The sequence below is a fragment of the Vibrio sp. F13 genome (assembly GCF_020806305.2).
Classification (GTDB): domain Bacteria; phylum Pseudomonadota; class Gammaproteobacteria; order Enterobacterales; family Vibrionaceae; genus Vibrio; species Vibrio crassostreae_C.
This window is the reverse complement of record NZ_CP170176.1, coordinates 1,744,443-1,770,079: the sequence shown is the minus strand read 5'-3', so window position 1 is coordinate 1,770,079 and position 25,637 is coordinate 1,744,443. Positions and strand designations below refer to the sequence as shown.

23 protein-coding genes are annotated in these 25,637 nt (G+C 44.3%); 11 read left to right on the top strand and 12 right to left on the bottom strand.

The window, feature by feature from the left end; translation table 11 throughout:
• The first annotated feature begins 150 nt into the window (after nt 1-150).
• Complete coding sequence (locus LMH68_RS22675; RefSeq protein WP_017064347.1) at nt 151-1,059, top strand: aldo/keto reductase; 909 nt, start codon at nt 151-153, stop codon at nt 1,057-1,059.
• A 148-nt stretch (nt 1,060-1,207) separates the two neighbouring features.
• A complete protein-coding gene (gene dbpA, locus LMH68_RS22670) occupies nt 1,208-2,587 on the top strand; it encodes an ATP-dependent RNA helicase DbpA (protein WP_017064348.1) in 1,380 nt (459 codons plus the stop codon).
• Nucleotides 2,588-2,727: 140 nt separating this feature from the next.
• Here dbpA and LMH68_RS22665 read toward each other — a convergent pair whose 3' ends face one another.
• Entirely contained in the window at nt 2,728-2,901 is a 174-nt protein-coding gene (locus LMH68_RS22665; protein ID WP_065677708.1) for an RNA helicase, read from the bottom strand.
• A gap of 302 nt (nt 2,902-3,203) precedes the next feature.
• Between LMH68_RS22665 and LMH68_RS22660 the strand changes: the two genes are divergently transcribed.
• Nucleotides 3,204-4,040, top strand: coding sequence for a DUF6279 family lipoprotein (locus LMH68_RS22660; protein WP_102320724.1), 837 nt, complete (start codon nt 3,204-3,206; stop codon nt 4,038-4,040).
• A 72-nt stretch (nt 4,041-4,112) separates the two neighbouring features.
• On the opposite strand, the gene LMH68_RS22655 is transcribed toward LMH68_RS22660, so the two are convergent.
• The 4 genes from LMH68_RS22655 to LMH68_RS22640 all read right to left on the bottom strand — a co-directional run bounded on the left by LMH68_RS22655 (nt 4,113) and on the right by LMH68_RS22640 (nt 8,366).
• Nucleotides 4,113-4,736 (bottom strand): PolC-type DNA polymerase III, encoded by a 624-nt coding sequence (locus LMH68_RS22655; RefSeq protein WP_102320725.1) that lies wholly within the window; start codon nt 4,734-4,736, stop codon nt 4,113-4,115.
• Between the two features lie 70 nt (nt 4,737-4,806).
• Nucleotides 4,807-5,208 (bottom strand): PPC domain-containing DNA-binding protein, encoded by a 402-nt coding sequence (locus LMH68_RS22650; protein ID WP_017059481.1) that lies wholly within the window; start codon nt 5,206-5,208, stop codon nt 4,807-4,809.
• Nucleotides 5,209-5,341: 133 nt separating this feature from the next.
• The gene (locus LMH68_RS22645; RefSeq protein WP_017064352.1) at nt 5,342-6,538 is read right to left on the bottom strand and encodes a DEAD/DEAH box helicase; all 1,197 of its coding nucleotides are present in this window, start codon (nt 6,536-6,538) and stop codon (nt 5,342-5,344) included.
• 196 nt (nt 6,539-6,734) lie between these two features.
• Entirely contained in the window at nt 6,735-8,366 is a 1,632-nt protein-coding gene (locus tag LMH68_RS22640; RefSeq protein ID WP_048606003.1) for an NAD(P)/FAD-dependent oxidoreductase, read from the bottom strand.
• Between the two features lie 253 nt (nt 8,367-8,619).
• Between LMH68_RS22640 and fdxA the strand changes: the two genes are divergently transcribed.
• On the top strand, nt 8,620-8,943 hold the full coding sequence (gene fdxA, locus LMH68_RS22635; protein ID WP_010431058.1) for a ferredoxin FdxA: 324 nt from the start codon (nt 8,620-8,622) through the stop codon (nt 8,941-8,943).
• Between the two features lie 97 nt (nt 8,944-9,040).
• Here fdxA and LMH68_RS22630 read toward each other — a convergent pair whose 3' ends face one another.
• The 3 genes from LMH68_RS22630 to LMH68_RS22620 all read right to left on the bottom strand — a co-directional run bounded on the left by LMH68_RS22630 (nt 9,041) and on the right by LMH68_RS22620 (nt 11,523).
• The gene (locus tag LMH68_RS22630; protein ID WP_065584752.1) at nt 9,041-9,775 is read right to left on the bottom strand and encodes an RNA methyltransferase; all 735 of its coding nucleotides are present in this window, start codon (nt 9,773-9,775) and stop codon (nt 9,041-9,043) included.
• A 175-nt stretch (nt 9,776-9,950) separates the two neighbouring features.
• Nucleotides 9,951-10,943 carry an aldo/keto reductase gene (locus LMH68_RS22625; RefSeq protein ID WP_017059485.1) on the bottom strand — a complete coding sequence of 331 codons (993 nt, stop codon included), beginning with the start codon at nt 10,941-10,943 and terminating at the stop codon, nt 9,951-9,953.
• 433 nt (nt 10,944-11,376) lie between these two features.
• The gene (locus LMH68_RS22620) at nt 11,377-11,523 is read right to left on the bottom strand and encodes a hypothetical protein (RefSeq protein ID WP_017059486.1); all 147 of its coding nucleotides are present in this window, start codon (nt 11,521-11,523) and stop codon (nt 11,377-11,379) included.
• 348 nt (nt 11,524-11,871) lie between these two features.
• Between LMH68_RS22620 and pepT the strand changes: the two genes are divergently transcribed.
• The 3 genes from pepT (at nt 11,872) to LMH68_RS22605 (ending at nt 14,611) form a co-directional block, all read left to right on the top strand.
• Nucleotides 11,872-13,104: a peptidase T gene (gene pepT / locus LMH68_RS22615; protein ID WP_229647359.1), complete on the top strand. Its 1,233-nt coding sequence runs from the start codon at nt 11,872-11,874 to the stop codon at nt 13,102-13,104.
• 76 nt (nt 13,105-13,180) lie between these two features.
• Nucleotides 13,181-13,648, top strand: coding sequence for a DM13 domain-containing protein (locus tag LMH68_RS22610; RefSeq protein WP_017064357.1), 468 nt, complete (start codon nt 13,181-13,183; stop codon nt 13,646-13,648).
• Nucleotides 13,649-13,768: 120 nt separating this feature from the next.
• Nucleotides 13,769-14,611: a mechanosensitive ion channel family protein gene (locus LMH68_RS22605; protein ID WP_017064358.1), complete on the top strand. Its 843-nt coding sequence runs from the start codon at nt 13,769-13,771 to the stop codon at nt 14,609-14,611.
• Nucleotides 14,612-14,697: 86 nt separating this feature from the next.
• Here the strand turns inward: LMH68_RS22605 and LMH68_RS22600 are convergent, their stop codons facing one another.
• Nucleotides 14,698-15,141 (bottom strand): dCMP deaminase family protein, encoded by a 444-nt coding sequence (locus LMH68_RS22600; RefSeq protein WP_017059490.1) that lies wholly within the window; start codon nt 15,139-15,141, stop codon nt 14,698-14,700.
• A 259-nt stretch (nt 15,142-15,400) separates the two neighbouring features.
• Between LMH68_RS22600 and LMH68_RS22595 the strand changes: the two genes are divergently transcribed.
• The 3 genes from LMH68_RS22595 to LMH68_RS22585 all read left to right on the top strand — a co-directional run bounded on the left by LMH68_RS22595 (nt 15,401) and on the right by LMH68_RS22585 (nt 20,722).
• The gene (locus LMH68_RS22595) at nt 15,401-16,537 is read left to right on the top strand and encodes an efflux RND transporter periplasmic adaptor subunit (RefSeq protein WP_229647358.1); all 1,137 of its coding nucleotides are present in this window, start codon (nt 15,401-15,403) and stop codon (nt 16,535-16,537) included.
• 11 nt (nt 16,538-16,548) lie between these two features.
• On the top strand, nt 16,549-19,701 hold the full coding sequence (locus tag LMH68_RS22590; protein WP_229647357.1) for an efflux RND transporter permease subunit: 3,153 nt from the start codon (nt 16,549-16,551) through the stop codon (nt 19,699-19,701).
• Nucleotides 19,702-20,035: 334 nt separating this feature from the next.
• The gene (locus LMH68_RS22585) at nt 20,036-20,722 is read left to right on the top strand and encodes a MaoC family dehydratase (RefSeq protein WP_017059493.1); all 687 of its coding nucleotides are present in this window, start codon (nt 20,036-20,038) and stop codon (nt 20,720-20,722) included.
• Nucleotides 20,723-20,813: 91 nt separating this feature from the next.
• Here the strand turns inward: LMH68_RS22585 and LMH68_RS22580 are convergent, their stop codons facing one another.
• On the bottom strand, nt 20,814-21,629 hold the full coding sequence (locus LMH68_RS22580; protein ID WP_017064361.1) for a phosphate ABC transporter substrate-binding protein: 816 nt from the start codon (nt 21,627-21,629) through the stop codon (nt 20,814-20,816).
• A 253-nt stretch (nt 21,630-21,882) separates the two neighbouring features.
• On the opposite strand from LMH68_RS22580, the gene LMH68_RS22575 reads away from it, so the two are divergent.
• A complete protein-coding gene (locus tag LMH68_RS22575) occupies nt 21,883-22,245 on the top strand; it encodes a DUF3024 domain-containing protein (protein WP_017077443.1) in 363 nt (120 codons plus the stop codon).
• A 161-nt stretch (nt 22,246-22,406) separates the two neighbouring features.
• On the opposite strand, the gene LMH68_RS22570 is transcribed toward LMH68_RS22575, so the two are convergent.
• Together LMH68_RS22570 and rnb are read right to left on the bottom strand one after the other, a co-directional pair.
• A complete protein-coding gene (locus LMH68_RS22570) occupies nt 22,407-23,213 on the bottom strand; it encodes a helix-turn-helix domain-containing protein (RefSeq protein ID WP_229647403.1) in 807 nt (268 codons plus the stop codon).
• Nucleotides 23,214-23,385: 172 nt separating this feature from the next.
• Entirely contained in the window at nt 23,386-25,392 is a 2,007-nt protein-coding gene (rnb, locus tag LMH68_RS22565) for an exoribonuclease II (protein WP_017059497.1), read from the bottom strand.
• Nucleotides 25,393-25,637: the final 245 nt, after the last annotated feature.

The following is a 25,637-nucleotide window of genomic DNA, read 5'->3' as shown; positions in this document are numbered from 1 at the left end:
GGGCAGACAGCAAGTTATAATTCATTTAAGTGTTCGTTTTTCTGCGGCTCTCACATTTTTAATAAGCGTTTAGCTTTGCCATTTGTTATACGTTGAGCCTTCGGTAAAACGAGATTAGGATACGTTCAGTATTGATAAAGGAGACAACCCATGGTTGCAAGAGTAACGATAGCGCCACAAGGCCCAGAACTTTCTGAGCTGGTGCAAGGATACTGGCGTACAGCAGAGTGGGGCATGACCCCGCAACAACGCCTGACTTTCCTGAAGCAACATATTGATCTTGGCATCACAACTGTTGATCACGCGGATATTTACGGTAACTACCAATGTGAAAAGTTGTTTGGTGAGGCGTTAGCGCTTGAACCAAGCCTTCGTGATGATATTCAAATCGTCACCAAGTGCGATATCAACCTATGTGGTGACCACACTCCAGATCGTAAGATCAATCACTATGACACCAGCGCGCAGCATATTTACCAATCAGTAAATAACTCATTAGAGCACTTAGGTGTTAACGATATCGATGTATTGTTGATTCACCGCCCTGACGTGTTAATGGATGCCGATGAAGTAGCAGAAGCGTTCGCAGAGCTACACAAAGTAGGTAAAGTTAAGCACTTCGGTGTTTCTAACTTTTCACCGCGTCAGTTCGAACTGCTTCAATCTCGACTCGGTAAGCCGTTAGTGACCAACCAAGTTGAAATCAACCCATTGAACTTCGAAGTGGCTCATGATGGCACGCTAGATCAACTGCAGATGAACCGCATTCGCCCGATGGCGTGGTCTTGTCTCGGTGGTGGTAGCATCTTCAGTGGTGATTCAGCGCAAGCGGTTCGCGTTCGTGATGAGCTAGAGGCGATTCGTCAAGAAGTCGGTGCAGACAGCATTGATCAAGTGATTTACGCTTGGGTTCGTCGTTTACCATCTAGTCCAATTGCAATTATTGGTTCTGGTAAGATTGAGCGTGTGAAGACGGCCGTTGATGCACTGAAAATCGAGCTGACGCGCGAACAGTGGTATCGCGTATGGGTGGCATCTAAAGGTCACGGTGTGCCATAGAAAGCAATTCGTATAGAAGTCAAAGCCAGCTAAGTAAGCTGGCTTTTTTGTGTTCGCCTAACATGTTTCTCCAAAACTGTGATTAAGGTGGAATAATTTTCAAAAACACTCATAATGCACTCTGTTTTTCACCAGTTGGATATTTCCATTGAGCACTTCAAAATTCTCTTCAATCGCCCTTAAACCAGAGCTTCTAAATACGTTAGATTCTCTTGGTTATACTGAAATGACGCCGATCCAAGCGTTAAGTCTTCCTACTATCCTAAATGGCAAGGACGTTATCGGTCAGGGTAAAACGGGTTCAGGTAAAACAGCTGCTTTCGGTTTAGGCGTGCTGCAGAACCTACGCGTTAAGCGTTTCCGTGTTCAGTCTTTAGTGTTATGTCCGACTCGTGAGCTTGCAGACCAAGTAGCAAAAGAGATTCGTACTCTTGCTCGTGGTATTCACAACATTAAAGTGCTGACACTATGTGGCGGTATGCCAATGGGCCCACAGATTGGTTCACTAGAGCATGGCGCACACATTCTTGTGGGCACACCTGGTCGTATTCTTGATCACCTAGAGAAAGGCCGCATTGACCTGTCTGAGCTGAACACACTTGTGTTAGATGAAGCGGATCGCATGCTAGAGATGGGTTTCCAAGACGCTTTGGATGCTGTGATTGAAGCGGCGCCAAAAGAACGCCAAACTCTGCTATTCAGTGCGACTTTCCCTAAACAGATCAAATCTGTTGCAGACCGCATTATGCGCAATCCAGAAATGGTGAAGGTTGAATCAACACACGATCACTCAAGCATCCAACAACACTTCTACAAGTTAGAAGGTTCTGAAGCTCGTGATGACGCTCTAGAGTTGCTGTTACTTCATCACCAACCGGAGTCTGCGGTTGTGTTCTGTAACACTAAGAAAGAAGTGCAGAACGTAAACGATGAGCTAAGCCACCGCGGTTTCAGTGTTATCGAACTTCATGGTGACATGGAACAGCGTGAACGTGACCAAGCTTTGGTTCAGTTCTCAAACAAAACCATCTCGATTCTAGTGGCGACAGACGTTGCGGCTCGCGGTCTTGATGTTGATAACCTAGATGCTGTGTTCAACTTTGAATTGTCTCGCGACCCTGAAGTTCACGTACACCGTATTGGTCGTACTGGCCGTGCAGGAAGCAAAGGCGTAGCGATCAGCTTCTTTAGCGAAAAAGAGATGTACCGTGTTGCTCAAATTGATGAGTACATGGACATGCCAATCGAGCCATCTGAACTGCCAGCAAAACCAATTGCTAAGCCGTACTACTCAAACATGGTTACCATCCAAATTGATGGCGGTAAGAAAGCTAAGCTTCGTGCTGGTGATATTCTTGGCGCACTGACGGGCCAAGGCGGCATTGATGGTAAATCAGTAGGTAAGATCAATCTGTTTGCAATGCGTGCTTACGTAGCGGTAGAAAGATCTGTGGCTAAAAAAGCACTGAACAAAATCGAATCAGGTAAAATGAAGGGTCGTCAATTCCGCGCCCGAATCCTGAAGTAATTCGAGACTGAATCCCTTTGCTGCGATATGTCTAATTAACGACATTGCTAATTAATGGCATTGCAGTAAAGGGTGTTCCACAAAATGCCACTTAAGTTTCTTATCTTAGGTTTATCGACCTAGTCCTCTATACCAAAGCATTATTCATCGGGTCTTATCGAATAAAGATCGTTGATATGTTTTCCTTCGCTAAGATACCAAGTCATCGCTTCCTGTCGATTGTGAACGAATATCGTGATTGTGGTTATTGATCCATCGTCAAAATAACAAAGCTCATATTCTAAATCGCTTGTATGATCAGGAATAGCGGCCATAGCTTCCCTCCCAAATATCAATCATTTTAAATACGTCAACCCAACTCATTTATAGGGCTCGTATCACGTCAAATGAGTAATAAAATCAAGTTACATCACTGCCATTAATTATTTTTAGTTTAATCATTTGCCTAAATAGCTAGATTAGCAAGTTTGGGTCTCAATTTATCTCAAAGTTTTACGACCACTGTTTATTAAGACTACTTTTATAAGAGCTAGAATTAGCGTTATAAAAACTGGGCTAACCTTAAAGGGATGAGTTAATCGGTTTGTGGCTTTGTTGAATGTCGTGAGAGGGTAGAATGAGAAAGTGCCGGTGGTTAGTTTTAGTGATCTGTTTTCTATTTACTGGGTGCGGGACCAAGTTCGCCTATAACAATATAGGTTGGTTTGTCGTTAGCTATATAGAAGATTTTGTTTCCCTCTCAAATAGCCAAGAATCAGAGCTTGAAGAGCGATTAGATATATTACAGAAATGGCATAAAGAAACTCAGCTACCTCTGTACATCTCGCAATTAGAAGCGATTCAAAACGTAGATCGGTCGGATATGAATCCCGCTTTTATTGTGGGCCAAAGTGAACAAACGAAAGAGCATATTCGCACAATCGTCAATAAGTTCGCTCCAGATATTTACGCCTTGAGTATGCAGCTTAGCCCTAAGCAAGACAGGGAGTTTTTAAAGAACTTTCGTGAAAAGCAGCAAGACTATTATGAAGAAAGGTTGTCGTTGAACGATGACGATTCGAGAGAGCGATACCGAAACAGAATAGAAGAGCGTGCAGAACGGTGGTTAGGTTCAGTATCGAAAGAACAAAAACAGATTATTTTGGCTTGGTCTAAAGAGTGGGTAAATACCAATAGCAGTTGGCGACAATATCAAAACAACATCTATGAAGAGCTAACGACGCTGATGGCAAAGAAGAGCGACCTACATATTGCTCAGCCAATTATTATGAAGTTGCTTTTAAACAATGAAGCTTATTATCCTGCTGAACTTGAGCCGCAGCTTAACCAAAATATGGAAACATCAGCCAAGTTTTTAGTAGATATGGCCGCGACCAGCAGTAACAAGCAGTGGGCGTATTTTATGAATGAGTTAGAAAGCCTCAAAGGAACGTTGGAGTCATTGCAAGAGTAGGGCGTCCCTTTTAAAGGCTAGCGGTTATTGTCGAGCTAGCCTTTCATCACACTTTAAGGTGAATTTCGGAACCTAACCCCTGTTACTCATCAGTAGTTTTGGAATCGAACTTTTGGCTGTCTTCGATATTTTCTGCATCAATTGGAAGCTCGGTTGTTGAATACCGTGGTCACTCTTCAGCTCATCGATCATTAATAACCACAACCTTGCTGTCATTTCTGAATCGGCTAATGCTCTGTGGAAAGTGCCGTCGTTATCTATGCGCTTGAATCGAACTAGGTCGCCCAACTTATGGGTCGGAGCGTCTTGGATTAGCCGACGAGCAATCAACATTGAGCATGCAAACTGTCCATTGTAATCACGTCCAATATTGTCTAATTCTGCGTCGAGAAAGCGTTTATCAAACGAGGCATTATGAGCCACAAGCTGACTGCCTTGGATAAAGTCTGCAAACTCATCCATCACTTCGCTGCAACTGGCCGCAGTGCTTAACATACGGTTACTGATCCCGGTATAGCTTTCAATGAAGCCACTCACACGAAACCCTGGATTCATGAGTTGTTGGAAGGTGTCGACGACTTCGCCGTTAACGAGTTTTACCGCACCGATCTCAATCGCTCGGTCGCCCATATTGGGTGATAAGCCTGTGGTTTCGAAATCGAGAACGATAACGGAATCTGCGGAGTTTGGAGCCATCGTGTTTCCTAATTGCTGTTTGGTAGTATCGCTTTGTATGGGGCGTTTGGTGTTGCTATGGGTAAATCAGTTATTTGCTATTGCTGATAGTAAGTTCAGTGTAACCCGTCGAATCGTCATGCTCTCTGTTGAAGGTCAAGGTATCGTAGCGGTGAACAATCAATTCAGCCGTGGTCGCGATAATCGTCCCTTCAAGCAAATGCCCACCAATTACATTGCCATTCTCATCAGCAACGGAGATATGAATATGCTGGTGGTTTGGGGTTAGCGTTGCCATCACCGAGACTATTTCGAACGGAGCTTGAACTAGCTTGGTGTTGTTGGCATTAGCTAAGCGAATATTGAGTTGAGAAACACATCCGACACAAGACGCAATAGAGCCCGCGGAGATATTGTGCGCTGTCACTAGCCTCTGGATCTCTAGCTTTAGGTCTTGGCCGCGGGTTAATCTCGTTGCGATAGGAGTGATCATCTTATTGCCTCAACGTTATATGTATTTCAAAGAACAAAACGAAGCCACATAGGGCTTCGTTTTATTTTCATTTTGGCTAACGCGACTTTTCTTTTGGTTAATGCAACTTTGCATTTTCTGTCGCTGAAATTACTTAGTCTTGTTGCTGTTCTCTTTTCTTCTTAGGAACGAAGTTCAATACTGAAATGGGTACTTCTTTGCGTGGTTCGAAACCTTCAACAACGCGACGTTCAATCAAGTGACCAAGACGCTTTTCAATAATGCACAGGTTTTTGAAGTTATCTTTTGATAGGAAAGAGATCGCTTCGCCAGATGCATCAGCACGGCCTGTACGACCAATACGGTGAACATAATCATCTGCTGGGAATGGCATGTCGTAGTTCACTACGCGGCTTAGGTTGTCGATATCGATACCACGAGCAGCAACACCCGTCGCGACTAAGTATTTTAGGCGACCTTTCTTAAAGTCAGCCAAGATTTTTTCACGAATCGCTTGGCTACGTCCACTGTGGAAAGCTTCCGCTTGAATACCACGTTTCTCAAGTTGAGCAACCAACTTAGCCGCGCCGTGCTTGGTTTCGATAAAGATAAGCGCTTGGTCCCAGTTACCTTCGGTAATCATGTGGCTCAATAGTGCTGACTTACGGTCTTTATCTACCGTTACCAACCATTGCTCAATGTTCGCTTTAGACGCATCAGTCTTGGCAATCGAAATCTCTTCCGCTTCACTGATTGCACTTTTCGCTAGTGCACGCACTGGCGTTGAAAGCGTTGCCGAGAACAGCAGGTTTTGGATGTCTTGTGGTAGACGCGCGATGATCTTGTTGATGTCTTCAATGAAACCCATGTCTAGCATGCGGTCAGCTTCATCTAGAACCAGTACTTCCACTTCATCAAAGTGAACGGCACGTTGTCCGTACATGTCGATCAAACGACCTGGTGTTGCCACAAGAATATCCACGCCTTCAATAAGACGATCTTTCTGGTGTTGGTAAGACACGCCACCGTACATCGCTAGTGATGTTAGGTTTAGGAACTTCGCGTACTTAGTGATGTTCTGTTCAACCTGAACTGCCAGCTCACGCGTTGGTGTCAGGATAACTGCGCGGATACGTTTTTTACGCTGCGTTTCACCTTTGCTTAGCATTTCTAAGATAGGGAGAACAAAGCTCGCAGTTTTACCTGTACCTGTTTGTGCTGCAGCAATAAGGTTCTTACCAGAAAGAACAATCGGAATTGCTTTTTCTTGAATAGAGGTTGGCTTTTCATAGCCTTGTTTTGCAACGGCTTTAACAATAGGTGAGCTTAATCCAAGCTTGGAAAATGGCATAAGTTTCTCGGTATGATTTGGCTAAATAGCGATGGAAAGGTTTAACAATCTTATACAAGGATAAGATTAATGGCGGCATTCTACCATGTTGCTTGCTCACCGCTAGTCACATGCACATAAAAAAATCCAGTGTCGACAAGGCACTGGATTTTTAGTTTTGGTTGATCGCGATCTAGCTTTGCTTTATCGAAAGCGCTTAAGCGATCTCAATCTTCTCAGCTTGGTTCTGCTCTACCATTGATAGTGCTAGCGCTTCTGCGGCCTTAATGCCGTCGATACCAGCAGACAGGATACCGCCTGCGTAGCCTGCACCTTCACCAGCCGGGAAGAAGCCCTTAAGGTTGATGCTTTGGAAGTCTTTGCCACGTTTGATGCATACAGGAGAAGACGTACGTGTCTCAACACCGGTAAGTAGGCCGTCTGGCGTAGAGAAACCTTTGATCTTCTTCTCGAACGCTGGGATTGCTTCACGAATCGCTTCGATAGCAAAATCAGGCAGCGCTTTTGAAATATCAGTCAGGTGGATACCCGGCGTGAATGACGGTTGTACTTCACCGATTGCACTTGGATCGCGACCTTTCAAGAAGTCACCGATTTTTTGAGCTGGTGCATCGTAGTTTTCACCACCAAGAACATAAGCGCCGCTTTCTAGTTCACGTTGTAAACGGATACCAGCCAGTGCGTCACCTGGGTAATCACGCTCTGGGTCGATACCTACAACGATCGCGCTGTTTGCGTTACGTTCTGCACGAGAGTATTGGCTCATGCCGTTCGTTACTACGCGGCCTTCTTCAGACGTTGCAGCAACCACAGTACCACCTGGGCACATACAGAAGCTGTATACAGTGCGGCCATTCTTACAGTGGTGAACGAGTTTGTAGTCCGCAGCACCTAGGATTGGGTTGCCTGCGTTCTTACCGAAACGAGCTTCATCGATCATCGATTGCTTGTGTTCGATACGGAAACCAACAGAGAAAGGCTTCGCTTCCATGTAAACGCCACGATCGTACAGCATTTCAAACGTGTCACGAGCACTGTGGCCAACAGCCAATACCACGTGACGAGATTTGATCTCTTCACCGTTAGAAAGCGTTAGGCCAGTGATTTGACCATCTTCCATATGAACGTCGTCAACACGAGTGCTGAAACGGATTTCGCCACCAAGTTCAATGATAGAAGCGCGCATCTTTTCGATCATGGTAACCAGTTTAAAGGTACCGATGTGCGGCTTACTTACGTATAGAATTTCTTCTGGTGCACCCGCAGCAACGAACTCTTCAATTACTTTACGGCCGTAGTGCTTTGGATCTTTAACTTGGCTGTACAGCTTACCGTCAGAGAAAGTACCTGCGCCGCCTTCACCAAACTGTACGTTTGATTCTGTGTTCAGCGTACGCTTACGCCAGAAACCAAAGGTATCTTTCGTACGCTCACGAACTTCTTTACCACGCTCAACGATGATTGGGTTGAAACCCATTTGAGCAAGCACTAGGCCAGCGAATAGACCACATGGGCCAAAACCGATAACCACAGGGCGCTCAGTTTGGTTCTCAACCGCTTTAGCAACAAACTTGTACTCCATATCAGGAGTCACTTTTACGTGCGGGTCGCTAATGAATTGTTCTAACAACTCAGCTTCGTTTTCAACGAGAACGTCAAGCGTGTAGATAAGTAAGATCTTTGATTTCTTACGAGCATCGTAGCCACGTTTAAAGATATTAAAAGAGAGTACCTGATCAGAGTTAATACCAAGTTTCGCTTCAATAGCGTCTTGAATAGCAGACTCTTCATGGTCTAGTGGGAGTTTAATTTCGGTTAAACGTATCATTTCGATGTCTCGTTTTTATAGGTGTCTTAGCTAGTTCGTTTCTTTATACAGAGTTTGATGAAAACGCTGATGTTGAAAGAAGCGATAAGCTCACAATGGCGCGCATTTTACGAGAAATTGATTTATCTGTCATACTAATTTGGAAACATGGAGCAAATAGACACGATATTAGAGCCGTATGATGTTGAATTTTGCTTTGGGATGAGTATTATCCCCATTCTTCAATTTTGACTAACTTATAGAGCAGAGCATCATGGCATTTGTCGTAGGCGATAATTGTATTCAATGTAAATACACAGACTGTGTGGCAGTGTGCCCCGCAGATGCGTTCCATGAAGGCCCAAACTTCATGGTAATTAACCCAATCGAATGTATTGATTGTGGTTTATGTGTACCTGAATGTGATGCTCAAGCGATCTTCCAAGAAGATGAGCTACCAGAAGATCAAAAAATCTTTATCGAAGTGAACGCAGAGCTTGCCGAAATCTGGCCGGTACAAACGGAAGTAAAAGCACCAATGGATGACGCTGAGAAGTGGAATGGTGTCGCTGATAAGTTGGCAATGCTAGAAAAGTAATTGTTGAAAAGAACTTAGATAAAAAGGCGTACTGATTTAATCAATACGCCTTTTTTAATATTTGAACATTGTCGACTGGATCGTTAGCTTATGAGACCTAGCTGTGCTGACGACGCATGTTGTCGAGAATGATGCCAGTCGCCATTGCAACGTTCAAAGACTCTGCGCCACCGAATGCTGGAATCGTAATCTTATCTGTCACGTATTTAGCGGCGTGTTCACGAATACCGTGAGACTCGCTGCCCATCAGCAAAATGCCATTTGCAGTGAAGTCAGTCTTATGAACACTTTCGCCTTCCAAAAATGCACCGTAAACCGGTAGATTCGCTTGCTCTAAGTAAGCTGGTAAGTCAGTTTGACTTACGTGTACTCGGCCAAAGCTGCCCATAGTCGCGCTGATCGTTTTAGGGTTGTATGGGTCTGCGCAATCGCTGCTCGCAACGATATGCTTGATGCCGTACCAGTCTGCTACGCGAATAATCGTACCTAGGTTGCCAGGGTCTGAAACGCCATCAAGTGCAATCATCAGTCCTGTCGCTTCTGGTAGTTCAAACGTTGGGATCTCAACAACCGCAATCGCTGCATTGTTACTTACCAAAGTGCTCGCTTTGGTTAGGTCATCCAGTGAGGCTTCAACACAATCAAACTCAATCAGTGATGCGTGATTTTCAGATAAGAAATCAGCGGTAGCAAAGACGTTCTTCACGACTAAGTCACTATTGAACAGCTCAAGAACGTTCTTTTCACCTTGAACTAGAAACAGGCCGTGGGCTTTACGTTGTTTCTTTTGGCCCAAAGCACGAAGGAGTTTTAATTGGTTTTTTGAAATCATGTTTTTATCCTAGATATAAGCCCGCGCATTATAGAGCAAAGGTTAGCGAACCAAAAGCGTGATGACTCAATGCGATCTACATAAAAAGCAAAAGCAACTCACTTAAAAAAGAAAAGCGCACTAAATAGCGCGCTCTTATGGGATTTACTCACCTAAGTTAAGCTGAACTGACAGCCTAATACGGAGCAGGATAGCGTTTAAATACTGTGTTGATATCAGTCAGGATTTCTTCTGATAGCGGTTTACTAAAAGCGGCTACGTTCTCTTTTAATTGCTCCATTGTCGTTGCACCGATGATGGTGGACGTCACCCCATCAACTTGATTACACCATGCCAATGCCAGTTGGCTCGGAGTAAATCCATGAGCGTTTGCTACTTCAACATAGCCTTTAACCGCTTCGTTGGCAGATTCAGTGTCACGGAAAATGCCTTTACGTTGCATGTAAGTCCAACGGCTGCCTTCCGGTCTTGCGCCATCAATGTACTTTCCACTCAACATGCCTGCAGCTAAAGGTGACCATGGCAGGTAAGCTACATCTTCATGCACACAGTTCTCAATCAGATATGGCCAGTCTTTTGCGTGCAGTAGGCTAAATTCATTCTGAATCGAAACCATACGTGGCAAATCGTGTTTTTCACTCAGCTTGAGGTAAGTGTTAATGCCCCAAGTAGAATCATCTGAAAGCCCGACATGGCGAATTTTCCCCGCCTTAATGCAGCTTGCCAGTGCTTGTAGGATTTCCAACATCTCAGCTTCATGCTGCTTTCGGTCAATATCACTGAATCGAATGTGATTCGGGAAATGCTTACCAAAGTGAGGCGTTGTACGATTTGGCCAATGAAGTTGGTAAAGGTCGATATAGTCTGTTTGTAGGCGTTTTAATGATGCGTCAACGGCTGCGATCACCGCTTCACCCGTTATCGGGCCGCCATCTCGAACCCAAGGAAGCCCTGGCCCGGCAATTTTGCTCGCAATGATCAACTCTTGTCGACGCTGTGGGTTACGCGATAACCAGTTACCAATGATCGCTTCTGTTTTTCCGTAGGTATCTGGAGAAGGTGGAACCGCGTACATCTCTGCAGTATCGATAAAGTTAATACCTTGGCTTAATGCGTATTCGATCTGTTGGTCGGCTTGCTGCTGCGTATTTTGTAGCCCCCAAGTCATGCTGCCAAGACAGATACGGGAAACGGGAATTTGACTACTTCCTAGCTTTGAATATTCCATTGAATTCGGGGTTCCTGTGGTTAGGTTCTCTGGTACTCGCATTATAGTTTTGAAAAGAGAGCGAGTGAGGAATGAAAACGAATATGAATTATTAGCACAAAATGACACGACAAGGTATGGCATCGGGGAGTTTAGTGAGTCATTTCTCAGCGCTGCAAGCTAGTGTGTGCAATGCGTGAAAATACATTCGCGAGAAACTATGAGCCAATTGGTGATCGAGAAGTGAAGAACAACAAGCAATGAGCGAAGGTTTAATGTTCAGCTTGTTTGGGAGTGGGGGAGAGGAGAACAGATCAAAAATAAAAAAAAGCTCTACCGGATAGAGCGTAGAGCTTTTTTATAGGGGTCTTAATAGTGCTAGGTATTCATTGAGTTACGAGGTCGCGTTTGTGTCTAATCCACCCTGGATCTGCGCCTGTCTTAGAGCTTCCTGCCTTTGAACTTCTTTCTCAGTTAATACTGGTCGAAGCGTTTCCTCAGAGGCTTGAGGAGAGAAAATGAAATATTTATTAATCGTCATAACTGTGTCTCCGTGTAACGTATGACAGATTCTGCATCAAGGATAAATTGTGATCATCATCCACTTTGTACTTTTGTTAGGCTGAGAGCGGAGGGCGTAGAATGCGTACAAAGCGATCTCTTATCATCCGTATGCAATGTTGAACTGACGAAACCCTCTGTTTTCAAGTATAGGAAGCGCATCTAATTTCGCACAATAATGATTTAGAGCAATTACATACATGGTCAGGGGCGTAAGATGAAAACCCTCGCTACTGACTCTGTGCTCGTATTTATTTAACGATGTATCACTTATCGACATAATAATTAAGTCAGTAAATCAATTACTTAATCCATGGTGAGATGAATTATGGAAAAGCTTGTAGAACGTTTTCTGAATTACGTTACTTTTGATACCAAATCCGATCCTTCTAATCAGCAATGCCCAAGTTCACCGGGTCAAATTACCTTTGCTGAAGCCTTAAAGTTAGAATTGGTGGCATTAGACTTAGTTGATGTGTCTTTAGATGACAATGGATACTTGATGGCGAAACTGCCGTCGAATGTCGATTACGATGTGCCTGCGATTGGCTTTTTGGCGCACATGGATACCGCTCCTGACGCATCAGGCGCCAACGTGAAACCACAAGTGATTAAAGATTACCGAGGTGGAACGATTGAATTAGGGGAAAGTGGCGAGAGTTTGAACCCAAGCCAGTATCCAGATCTTGATTCTTTACATGGTCACGACCTGATTACGACTGACGGCACAACTCTGCTTGGTGCCGACAACAAAGCGGGCATCGCTGAAATCATCAGTGCAATTGCTTACCTGAAAGCGAATCCAGACATCAAACACGGCGACATCTGCATTGGTTTCACGCCGGATGAAGAGATTGGTCGCGGTGCGAACCTGTTTGACGTTGAAAAATTTGGCGCCGAGTGGGCGTACACCATCGATGGTGGCCCAGTAGGGGAGTTGGAATTTGAGAACTTCAATGCCACGAGCGCTGATGTTATCTGTCATGGCGTGAACGTTCACCCGGGCACCGCAAAAGGTAAAATGGTGAACTCGATGAACATTGCAGCGCAATTCCAATTGATGATGCCTGCGCAAGAAACACCTGAGTGCACAGAAGGTTATGAAGGTTTTTACCACCTGAAATCGGCTGAAATGGGTGTGGCTCGCTCTGAACTGGGATACATCATCCGTGATTTTGAACGTGAGGGTGTAGAAGCGCGTAAAGCATTCATGCAGCAGAAAGTCGATGAGCTGAATGAGCGCCTTGAGAAAGGCCGTGTTGAGCTGGTGCTAACCGATAGCTACTTCAACATGAAAGAGATGGTTGAACCGCATCAACATATTATTGAATTGGCCAAGCAGGCGATGATTGAGTGCAATGTCGAGCCAATGGTTAAACCAATCCGAGGTGGTACAGACGGTGCTCGCTTATCTTTCATGGGGCTACCATGTCCGAATATCTTTACTGGTGGTTACAACTTCCACGGTATTCATGAGTTCATTATCATTCAAGGCATGGAGCAAGCGGTAAAAGTGATTGTCGAATTGTCTCAACGTACAGCAACGCATTACCAAAAATAGAACATCAGAGCGTTATATCTCTTTGTATTTTTGAGAGTATTCAATAATACTCTCTTTAAGCATAAGGGAGTACGCGATGAAAAAGTTAGTTTTACTTTGCACCCACTTAGCCGTGGGTGCTGTTGGTTTTGGGCTAGGTGTTTACGCATTGCCTATCTTGATTGAGCCTGATTCTCCTTCCTCAAGTTCTGTTGAAGCGATCAGTGAGCAGGCTATCTACACGGGCGAGTTCACTAAAGATCGACAAGACAGTGACTTCTTGCACTGGGGAGAAGGCATCGTCTCAGTATCCGAAAGTGCGATCGCTTTTGAAGGTGAATTGGCGCCGGGACCTGATTACAAGGTTTATCTCTCGCCTAAGTTCATTGAAACCGAGCACGCTTTCAATGACAGCAAGAACGAGTTATTGAGAGTCGGAGATGTGAAAACATTCGACCGCTTTATGGTTGAGCTTCCCGAAGGTACTGATCTTAATCGATTTAATACGGTTGTGATTTGGTGTGAAACTTTTGGCCAATTTATTACTTCTGCCAAGATAAAATGATAGCCTTACCAATAGCTGATTTAGGCACGTAAAAAAGCGCTCTATTTTTGAGCGCTTTTTCATAGCGAAGTCTCCGCTAATCGTTGTAAAGCTCGTCGTTGTAATGCTAAGGAATAAGTAATGGAAAAAGTGTGGCAAGTAATTGATTTTCTACTCGCTCATAAGTTTATTTTTAGTGCGTTGATTATCACTATTATTTTAATCATTCGCCGAATCACCTTATCTCAAATAAGAGGTGATGTTGCTTTCCTTAGTGAAGACCAACGTAACTGGATGTCACGAACCAAAAACGGCACATTCGCGATTATTGTTGTGACGTTATTTGTGCTGTGGAAATCCGAAATCAGCGAGTTTGCGCTATCTGTCACGGCCATTGCTGTTGCGATAGTAGTGGCTTCAAAAGAGATCATTTTGTGTTTCACCGGTTCTATTCAGCGTGCGAGTTCTCGTTCATTTAGAATTGGCGACTGGATCGAAGTGGGTAAAATCAGCGGTGAAGTGATTGAGCACAATCTGATGGCGACCGTGATTCAAGAAATCGATTTGTATCATGGGCAATATCACTTCACTGGCAAGACAGCCACGCTGCCTAATAGCATGTTCTTCACTTATCCGGTTAAGAACCTCAACTTCATGAAGCGTTATGTTTATCATAACTTTTTTGTGACGGTGAAAGACTTTGTAAACCTATACCCTATGCTGTCGGGTCTTATTGTGAAAATTGAAGAGCATTGCGAAGAGTTTATCGATGTTGCTCGCCGTTACAACGGTGTGATCGAAAAGCACGCTGGTGTTGACCTTCCGGGTTCTGAGCCTCACATCCATATCACAAGCAGTTCGACAGGTGAGCAAGAAGTGCACTTTATGATTTTCTGTCCAACCGAGAAGGCGGTTCATCTAGAGCAAGAGATTCGTAAAGATTTCATGGAAGCATACGCTGAAGCATTTCCTGTCAGTGCTTAATCCTGCAGTCCGCTGAGCCCCAAACAAAAGAAAGCCGAGAGCGATAATATCGACTCTCGGCTTTTTTGTTCTAACTATCTGTTCGTTTAATCTAGGTCAGCCAGTGGCAACCAATCGACTTTTACGCCTGCTTGTTCAAACATATCTTGGCTCACTTTGATTTTGTCTCCCCAGCGAGAAAGAAAGTCTTCACTTTGCTCTGGGCAGTGAACCGCAGAAATACCGGTTTGGATGATTTTCGCTGCGCAGTTTGGGCAAGGGAAGTGAGTCACCCAGATTTCACAGCTGTCCAAATCACGCTTGGCGAATAAGATCGCATTTTCTTCAGCGTGAAGTGTCTTGAGGTACTTCATCTCTCTGTCATCAGTATCCGCACTATCAGACACGCCATGTGGGTAGCCATTAAAACCAACAGAAACAATGCGGTTGTGCTTAGTGATTACGGCGCCGACTTGAGTTGAAGGATCTTTACTCCAAGAACCGACCAATTCCGCCATTTGATAGAAACGTTTAGCCCATTTTGAAATCATGAGAATTCCTTAACAATTAAATGTGAATGCTTATCTGTCTGACAATACATTATGTTAGACAATATCCATAGAGAACAAAAGCTGAGAGATTGATTTACTTAGGAATTGTAGCGTGTTTGTAATCACTTTATAAGCACTTGGTTTCAATTAACATATTGATACACTTTGGCCAGTTATAATTGATATTCCTCGGACAATGGTAACAGAGGTGTTACGTAAATTTTATGCTGTTCAAATACTAATAAGTGACGGTATAACCATGCGTAAAAAGTTGATCCTTACTGCTCTTGCAAGCTCTCTTATTCTTGCTGGATGTGGGCAAGATGCTCAGAATGCCAAGCAAGCGCCTTTACCTCTCGTAGCTGTACAGGATGTTAGCGTCGTTTCTCACCAACAAAGTAAGTCGTACATCGGTCGTATTGAAGCCGTTGAAGACACGGCAATTACTGCACAAGTTTCTGGCTACCTGCAAAGCCGCCATTTCAAAGAAGGCCAAATGGTCGAGAAGGGGCAATTGCTTTACTCAATTGAGCCTTCATCATTTGAAGCAGAAGTAGCAAGCGCGAAAGCGGCTGTTGCTCAAGCGAATGCCAACCTTAAAAAAGCCGAACTTGATTTCAATCGTGGTAAGAACCTACTTCCTAAGGGCAGTATTTCTCAATCTGAATTTGATGCATTAACGGCAAACCTATTAGGTTCTCAAGCACAGTTAGAAGCAAGCCAAGCACAGCTTAATGCTGCGAATGTTCAGCTTTCTCATACCAAAATCATCGCGCCTTTCTCTGGCCGTATTAGCGATACCAAAGTGAGCACGGGTGATCTGGTTTCGCCGTCTTCAGGTGTACTGACGACTTTGGTTAGCCTAGACCCAATCCACGCATCGTTCAGCATCAGTGAGCGAGAGCCTATTGAGCTGGGTATGGACCGCATCGAAGGCGATGGCAGCAGCGACTCTGCAGGTGTTGAAGTTCAGATCATGCTTGAGAACGGTGAAGCGTTCGAACATCTAGGTCAGCTTGACTTCTTGGGCAACCGTATCAACCTTAATACTGGTACGATCGCGATGCGTGCGATTGCTGATAACCCGAATCAGCAACTACTTCCAGGCCAACACGTTCGTGTTGATCTACGTGAAAAACAACCTATTGATGTTGTGACTATTCCTCGTCGTGCAGTGCAAACCGACCTCGAAGGCGACTTCGTGATGGTATTAGTTGAAGGAGAAGCCGAACCCGTTGCTGAGCGCAGAAACATCGAGATGGGTCGTCAGGTTGAAGGTGGTGTGATTGTTCATTCCGGTCTGGAGAAGAATGACACAGTGATCACTCAAGGCTTACAGCGTGTGCGTAATGGTATGTCCGTTCGCATTCAACCTGCTGCTGAAAAAGCTGAGTAAGGGGCTTATTTATGTTAAGTCGTTTCTTTATTCAAAGGCCTAAGTTCGCCCTTGTTATATCCATAATCTTAACGCTGGCGGGTGCGATTTCTCTCGCTATCTTGCCAGTGGCTGAATATCCAAAAATTAGTCCACCTTCTGTTAGCGTGTCAGCATACTACACAGGTGCAAGTGCTGAAGTTGTAGAACAGGCTATAGCCGACCCCATAGAAACGTCGGTTAACGGCGTTGAAGATATGATCTACATGTCTTCTAAAAGCGCTAACGATGGTTCATACAACCTTAATGTGACCTTTGATGTTGGTACTGACCCAGATATGGCTCAGGTCAACGTTCAGAACCGAGTTGCTCAAATCGAATCGAAGCTTCCGCAAGAAGTTCGAATGGTGGGTGTAACGGTTAAGAAGCGTTCTCCTGACCTGTTGATGGTATTGAACTTCTACTCGCCAAACGGTGAGTACAACGACCAATTCCTGATCAACTACGTGAACTTGAACATTAAAGATCAGCTGGCTCGTGTGAAGGGCATCAGTGAAGTTAACGTGTTGGGTGGTGGTGAATACGCGATGCGTGTTTGGTTAGATCCTGAGAAAATGGCTAACCTCAATATCACCACTTCAGACGTGAATCGCGCGTTGGCAGAGCAGAACGTTCAAGTTGCTGCAGGCCGTATTGGTGCTGCACCTTATAACAACGCACAAGAAGTACAATTCAACTTGGTAACAAAAGGCCGATTAGAAACAGCTGATGAGTTTGAAAATGTTGTTCTTCGTGCAACTCAAGACGGTTCAACGGTTTACTTAAAAGACATTGCACGTGTTGAGCTTGGTAAAAAGTTCTACGACGGTAATGGTAAATACCGTGGTCAAGATGCGTCGATCGTAACGCTGTCACTTCAATCAGACGCTAACGCGCTGGAAAGTGGCAAAGCTGTGATGGCGATGCTGGAAAACTTAAGCAAGAACTTCCCAGAAGGCGTGGCGTATGAAGCAAGTTACGACACTACACTGTTTGTTGCTGAGTCGATCAAAGGGGTAGTAAAGACCTTAATCGAAGCCATCTTGTTGGTTATTGCGGTAACGTACCTGTTCTTGGGTAGTGCGCGTGCAACCTTGATTCCTGTAGTTGCGATTCCGGTATCTTTGATTGGTACGTTTGCCATCATGCAGATGACGGGTTTCACCATCAACACGGTAACCCTGTTTGGTTTGATACTAGCGATTGGTATCGTAGTAGATGATGCGATCTTGGTTATCGAGAACGTTGATACCACAATGGCTAAAGACCCAACCATTTCACCGCGTAAAGCCACGCTTATTGCGATGAAAGAAGTAACGGGGCCGATCATTACGTCGACCTTGGTTCTACTTGCGGTATTCATCCCTGTTGCAATGCTTCCTGGTATTACTGGCATCATGTACCGTCAGTTCGCTCTGACTATCTGTATCGCGGTTGTTATCTCTTCAATTAACGCATTAACGCTATCACCTGCATTGTGTTCACTGGTTCTTAAGCAGGGTGGTGGTAACACGGCGCGTTGGTACCAAGCATTTAACCGTGGTCTAGAGTCTGTTACTAACAAATACGGTCAAGTGGCTGGCTTCTTAGTTAAGAAAGGCGTTCTGCTGTTCACTTTCTTCTTTGTGGCTTTGGCGGCTGTGACTTATTTTGCGAAGACAACGTCTACGGCGTTTGTACCTCAAGAAGATAAAGGCATTTTGCTGGTTAACGTTCAGCTTCCTGACGCGGCATCCTTGTCTCGAACCGAAGAAGTGACTAAGCAGCTGCTTGAAATGGTTGAACAAGAGCCGGGTGTTGATGGCGTAACACTGGTTAACGGCTACGCATTTATGACGGGCGCTTCTGCGTCGAATGGTGCGTCAATGTTCATCAAGCTTCACGATTGGGACATGCGTAATGCACTGGATGGTCAACACTCTGCTCAGGCTATCTCACAGCGTATTAATGGTCGTGCTGCGACTGAACTTCCTCAAGCTGTCGTGTTTGCGATGGGGCCTCCAGCAGTACCGGGTATGGGTGCAGCGTCTGGTTTTGAATTCGTTCTTGAAGATACATTAGGTCGTAGCCGAACTGATCTAGCGATGGTGATGAATGACGTGATAGCTGAGGCGAGCAAACAGCCTGAGATTTCACACACATTCAGTACTTTCCGTGCGAACGTACCTCACTACTATGTCGATATTGACCGTGAGAAAGCGCAGCAATTAGGTATTCCGTTGTCGGAAATTTTCCAAACACTACAAGGTAACCTTGGTTCGTTGTACGTGAACGACTTCACCATGTTTGGTAAGAACTTCCGCGTAACCATGCAAGCTGACAGTGAACACCGTAGCAGCATGGACGACCTACAACGATTCCACGTTCGTTCGTCTAATGGCGAGATGATCCCGTTAAGCACATTGGTGACTTACGACCAGATCTTTGAACCAGATGTAGCATGGCGTTACAACATGTACCGCAGTGCCGTGATTCAAGGTCAACCTGCAGAAGGTTACTCAAGTGGTGATGCGATTGCGGCAATGGAACGCGTAGCTGCAGAAGTATTGCCTCAGGGGTATCAGTACGAATGGACAGGCATGGCTTACCAAGAAGTACTAGCAGGTAACCAAGCGATCTTTGCTTTCGCACTGGCTCTGATCTTCATCTACCTGTTTATGGTGGCTCAATACGAGAGTTGGACAATTCCGATTGCGATTATCCTCGTGGTACCTGTCGCAACCTTAGGCTCCTTCTTGGCATTGAATCTAACGGGCACTCCGCTGAACCTTTATGCACAAATAGGTTTGGTTCTCTTGATAGCCTTGGCCGCGAAGAACGCAATCTTGATTGTGGAATTCGCAAAGGTAGAGCGTGAAGAGAAAGACGCACCGATTGAAGATGCGGCGGTGAAGGGCGGTACTTTACGTTTCCGTGCTGTGAACATGACGTCTTGGTCGTTCATCTTAGGTATCTTCCCGCTTATCTTTGCTGCGGGCGCAGGTCACGTGAGTCAGAACTCTTTGGGTATTTCACTGATCGGCGGCCTGTTATGTGTGTTACTGGCGGGTACGTTCCTAATCCCTGGCTTCTACGCATTCGTGCAACGTAAGCGTGAGAAAGCACACGGTGGTAATACCAAGCTGGTTCCGCTTGATGACGAATAGGGGATTGAGTGTCTTGTAAGATTCGTCTCTTACAAGACCAACCCTCGGAAAACTAATTCCTTGTAAAAACTAAGGTTTAGCATTGCGCTAAGCCTTTTTTTATTCCACTTATGAATAAAAACGCCTTTTATATAAACAAATGTTTGTCATGTGATAGAGCTAATACTCTAATTTGGGTTTTGTAATAAAATGATGTTTTATTGGTAAGTATATGTTTAATATGATTTTAACAAGGTTCAGCTAACGGTTGTATGCTCGAAAACATTTGCACAATAGTGTGAAGTGTTTCAAAATTACGAAGTTATATTGAAATTTTTTGTGCATTGAGGTTCTTATGAAAGTCATTGATTTATTTAAACACCGAGGCGATAGCATGTCTTCGCAACACTCAGAGTTTATGCAATGGATGTCTCCAGCTCTTAGAGATTACTGGGGCGACTTTCTTAATCGTACGCAAAATAGCCATTTCTTTGCGTGGGTTCGTGATCACCACAAACCTGCTGTCAATGAAGATGCACCAGAGATGCCGGTGGAACAGCCGATCGTACTTAAGCCAGAAGCACAACTTGTGTTTGATGAGCTTAATCAACAGATCGGTGAAGTCATCCATACTGGCGACTGGATCAATGTAAGTCAAGACCGTATTAACCAGTTCGGCCTTGTTACTGAAGATATGCAGTGGATTCACACTGAGCCTGAAAAAGCGGAAACAGACTCTCCGTTCAAAACAACCATCGCACATGGTTTTTTAACTTTATCTCTGCTTCCTCGATTGACTGACAGTGTTGACCCTGACAAGTCTCAATTCCCAACAGCGAAGATGGTCGTAAACATTGGTCTTAACCAAGTACGTTTCCCATACCCTGTTAAATCGGGCAGTAATGTTCGTGCTAAAAGTACGCTAACAAAAGTAACGCCAATTAAGAAAGGCCTAGAGATTGAACGCGAAATTCGCGTCGAAATCGAAGGTATTCGTCGTCCTGGCGCTGTGATCGTTTCAGTGATTCAACTTCACTTCTAAGTGGTTTGTAAAGAAGCGATTTATAAAGATTCAAAAAAAGAGAGAGCATAGTGCTCTCTCTTTTTGTTTACATTAGATAAAACTATCCCACTTATTTAATGCGAGTGTAGCCGTACTCTTCGATAAGGTCTTGCCCTTGCTTTGACTTCACGAACTTGATGAAGTCTTTGCTCTCGTCAGAAACTGAGTCTGTCTTGTGCAGCAACAAGAATGGGCGAGCCAATTCATAGCTGTGGTTAGCAATGTTCTTAGATGTTGGCTCTACGCCTTCAAATGTAATTGCTTTAATCGAACGGTCGATTGAACCAACAGAGATAAAACCAATCGCGTGTGGGTTATGGTTAACAATCGTTTTAACCATGCTGTTGCTGTTTACAACCAAGTTATTTGGGTTGATGTCAGACACTAGACGGTCATTAATGATCTTCGTTAAACCAAGCAAGCTTTCGAAGCTATAGCGTGAGCCAGAAGACGCTTCGCGAGTGACAACTGCGATAGGCTGATCTGCGCCACCCACAGCTTTCCAGTTCGTGATTTTGCCTTTGTAGATATCGAACAGCTGCTCACGTGTAACGTTGCTTACAGCGTTTGAGCGGTTAGTTACTACAGCTAGGCCGTCAAAGGCAATTGGAAATACCTTCAACTTCTCGTCTTGTTCGCGGTCGGTTAAATAACGCGAGCTCATACCGATGTCAGAGACACCTTTATTAACCATGGTAATACCTGCTGTAGAACCAATGCCCTGAACCGCAATATAGTTATCAGGGTGAGTCTTGTTGTACTCCTCAGCTAATACATCCATCACTCGTGATACTGAAGTGGAGCCCGAAATAGTGGTTTCTTGTGCTAAAGCAGCATGAGAAGACAGGGCTAAGGATAAAAGAGAGGCAAGCGCGACTCGTAACATAAACAACTCCTAGTTAATAACATTTGTCGCATATGATAGGTCGGTTATATGACACTTTTGTGAAATTCCATACTCTCGATGTATAGCTGTTCGCTTGATGAGTCGTAGCTTTCTGGGTTTCCGAAAGCAAGATTAGTTTCTGGGAGCAGGGCGGGTATTTTGTTTGCACTTGTTCGCTAAAATGATCGTTGAGTCCTAAGCTAAGTAGAGGAATTCACTACTTAGAAGTTTCTATGAAGTTACAAGGGGTGTTATGTCCGTTATTCATATAGAACTGAATCGTCTTTTAATTGGAGCTGAGAGGCTCTGTACTTCACGAAATCGTAGTTTACCTGTAGAGCTAGGCAAATCCCTTTATGAAGAGTGTGAGGGTGGTGTGCTGTTTTCTCAGGCGCATTATCTACTCGACTCATCTCATAGTGATTATACCAACGAGATCGCCTGCGTTACCTTTGATGAGTCGTTATCTTGCTGGGTGGTGATGGTGCCACTTGAAGATAATGCGGAAACCGACTCTGTCAATTGGGGACCTTACCCTTACCTTCCTCAATCCAAGGATCTTGATGCTATTTTGGCTGAAATAGAAAAAGACCCTAAATCTTACTTCTGGTCGTGACCATTTTACTTAGGCGTTCGCTGGTGGTTTGATACCAAAAACGAATGACCTTCGTAAATTACCACCAACACATTTCAGATTTATACTTTTATCTGCATCTGCACTCGTACTTTCTAAGACTGTTCAACCAATAAGACAGTACAGCCAATAAGACTATGCAACTAATAAGACTGTGCAACCAAAGAGCGGAAGTCTTTTGGAGTCTTGCCATGATAGGTTTTAAAGGCTGTACTGAAGTGTGCCGCGCTTTTAAATCCAGATTCATAAGCGATTTGAGTAATAGATTTATTCGATGTTCTGAGCTGTGTCGCTGCGTGGGCGATTCGCTTTATCTTTAATAGATTTGAAAAGGAAAGGTCTTCAGCCGATAAACGGCGTTTAAGTGTGGCTGGTGACATCCCCATATAGCTGGCTAGGGTATCGAGTGAGATATTATTCTCAATGTTCTGTTCAATATAATGAATGACCTTTTGCGTCACGGTTAACCTTGACGCTCGGGCAATAATAACTAACAGAGCAGGGTGCTGCTCGACCATTAGAGAAAGCAAACCTAAACCTAATTGAGTGAGTGCGTAGTCATTCTGAGTCGATGAATGAACGAGCGACATGATGAGTTCTTTCAATTGGCAGATTTCGGTATCAGTTTGATTAAACTTAATGTATTTATCTGGGACTCGAGTGGGTTCTAGGTCGCTAAACTGATTAATGAATTTCTGAAAAATAGCTAAATCAAAATCTACACAGGTTGCGCTGAATTCGCCATTATCAGTGTCAACGGTGATGTCTTTAATCTGACCAGAATTGTAAAGAGTAAAATCTCCCGCTTGCAACGAGGCTTGAGTACCATTGGGCAACACAAAAGAAATGCTGCCTTTCGACACTATAAAGATACCGTTTTTAGAGGCAGGATAACGTTCTCGTCTCCTGGGAATGAAGTTTCTGAACTGAGTAACTGTGATTGATGACATAGTGAGCTTCTTTGACGTTGTAAATTGATTGCTTATTGATTGTTTTTTTAAGTATTGTTTAAGCATGAGACATTTACAAAAAAGGCGCTAATAATTAGCGCCTTTAGAAGTGAACCTTTGAAGCTTTTGACCTTGAAAGCCGTAACCTTGAAAGCTGTAGCTGTTAAAGCCTTTAAGCTTCGGTTTCGTTTGTCGTTTCAGGCTCGCTAGGCAAGTCCGCAAATACTTGAGTAGGTTTTGCTACTAAGTTACGGTTTTCCTGATTAACTTCAGAGAGAACTACTTCTAAAACGTCTCCCAGTTTGTATACCATTTCTTTATCGATAGATACAGTACCCATATCACCGTTGCACTCTATTCTTTCTTTATTATTAAGAATGAGAGATCCAGGGATAAATGCAGCAGCACCATTTTCAAGTAAACGTACACGCATACCTGCACGGTTAATATCGAAAATCTCAGCTTGGAAACGAGTTTCTTCTGCTGGAGCATTGGCTAGAGTGCGAGCATACAACCAATCGCCAACATTACGCTCAGCCATGCCGTGGTGACGGCGGTGCAGGGCAAGTTCATCACCGATAGTTTCATCTGGTGTTTGAATTGGCGCTTTACCTAAGATGTGTGCTTTAAGCATACGGTGGTTAATCATGTCGCCATATTTACGAATTGGAGAAGTCCAAGTTGCGTAAATATCTAATCCCATCGCGTAGTGCGGTGCAGGCTCATTGCTGATCTCGCTATACGCTTGGAATTTACGAATACGGTTGTCGTAGTAGCTGTTATCTAAAGAACCTAACCAACGACGTAGAGTAGCAAAACCTTCTAGAGAAATGATTTGCTCTTCAGTGAACGGCGTTTCCGCTTGCGGGTTTACCAGTTCAAGAACGTCGGAGATTTTCTCAGCCTTGAAACCAGAATGGCAGTTAAACACACCTTGGTTGAAGCTCTCTTTTAGTACTCGGCCCGCACAGATGTTCGCGCTGATCATTGATTCTTCAACCAGCTTGTTTGCGCTACGACGCATGTCAGCGTGGATAGCGACAACATCGTTATCTTCGCTCAGTTCAAAGCGGTAGTCAGGGCGATCTGGGAACACAACAGCGTTTGCTGAGCGCCATGCTGAACGTGCTTGAGCAAATTGGTGAAGATCAGAAACAATTGCAGCAATCTCTTCTGATGGTTGCCATTTCTCTGATGCACCTGTTTCTAGCCAGTCTGATACGTTGTCGTAAGCAAGACGAGCATGAGATTTGATGTTTGCAGCGAAGAAGTTAATGTCATCACCGATAACGCCATCTTTAGATACCGTTACTGTGCAGCAAAGTGCAGGACGAACTTCGTTCTCGATCAGTGAACATAGGTTGTCAGCAAGATCACGAGGCAACATTGGGATGTTGCGACCAGGAAGGTAGATAGTGAAACCGCGCTCGCGTGCCACTTTATCCATCGCATCATCTGGAGAGATGTAAGCCGTTGGATCAGCAATTGCGATAGTCAGTTCAAAATCACCGTTCTCTTTCTTCTTCGCGTAAAGCGCGTCATCCATATCTTTTGTGCTTTCGCCATCGATAGTCACAAAAGGGACGTGCGTCATGTCTACACGTTCAAGATCGGCGTCATCGTTGATTAGCCAGTTGTCGATGCCTTCAGGCTCGCTGTTTGGTAGATCGTTTTGTGCCAGCGTTACCCACCAAGGTGCAATCTTGTCGTCAGCGTCTGTGATTTTCTCAGAGATCTGAGCCAAGAAACCATTGTCACCTTTTAATGGGTGTTGAACGATATGAGCAACAACCCAGTCACCTTCTTTAAGCGTTTCAGGGTTTAGACCCTTCATTGCTTTCGCTTTAAGTTGCAGTTTTTTGAGCTGCGGGTGATCAGGAACAACGTTCAATCGGCCTTTGAAAAGCTTAACTCGTGCAATAAAGCGAGTAAGACCTTGTTCAACCAATTCCTCAGGCTCTGCTACTTCGCGCTCTTTCTCTGTGCGAATGATGGCAATCACCTTGTCACCGTGCACACATTTCTTCATGTACGGAGGCGGGATAAAGAAGCTTGTTTTGCTATCAACTTCGAGAAAACCAAAACCTTTTTCAGTGGCTTTGATGGTACCTTCCTTTTTAGGGAGGGTTTCTTGGATTTGCTGCTTGAGCTGAGCGAGTAGAGGATTATCTTGAAACATTTTGACTTTTATCTATCGAGGACAATTGAGCACACTATAATCATTGCGAGGCTTGATTACTACTTAAAGGCGAAGTGAGCGTTAATTAATTGCCCTCTTATTTAACTAGGTCAATTTGCTAGGAGATGGGTGCTGTGACGAGATATTCATCAAGTTTTGACGATATGATAACCAGTATTGATGTAAAAGCGAAAAATATGTGATGTATTTCAATTTTTTCTGGATTTTTTTATGCATTTAGGGAA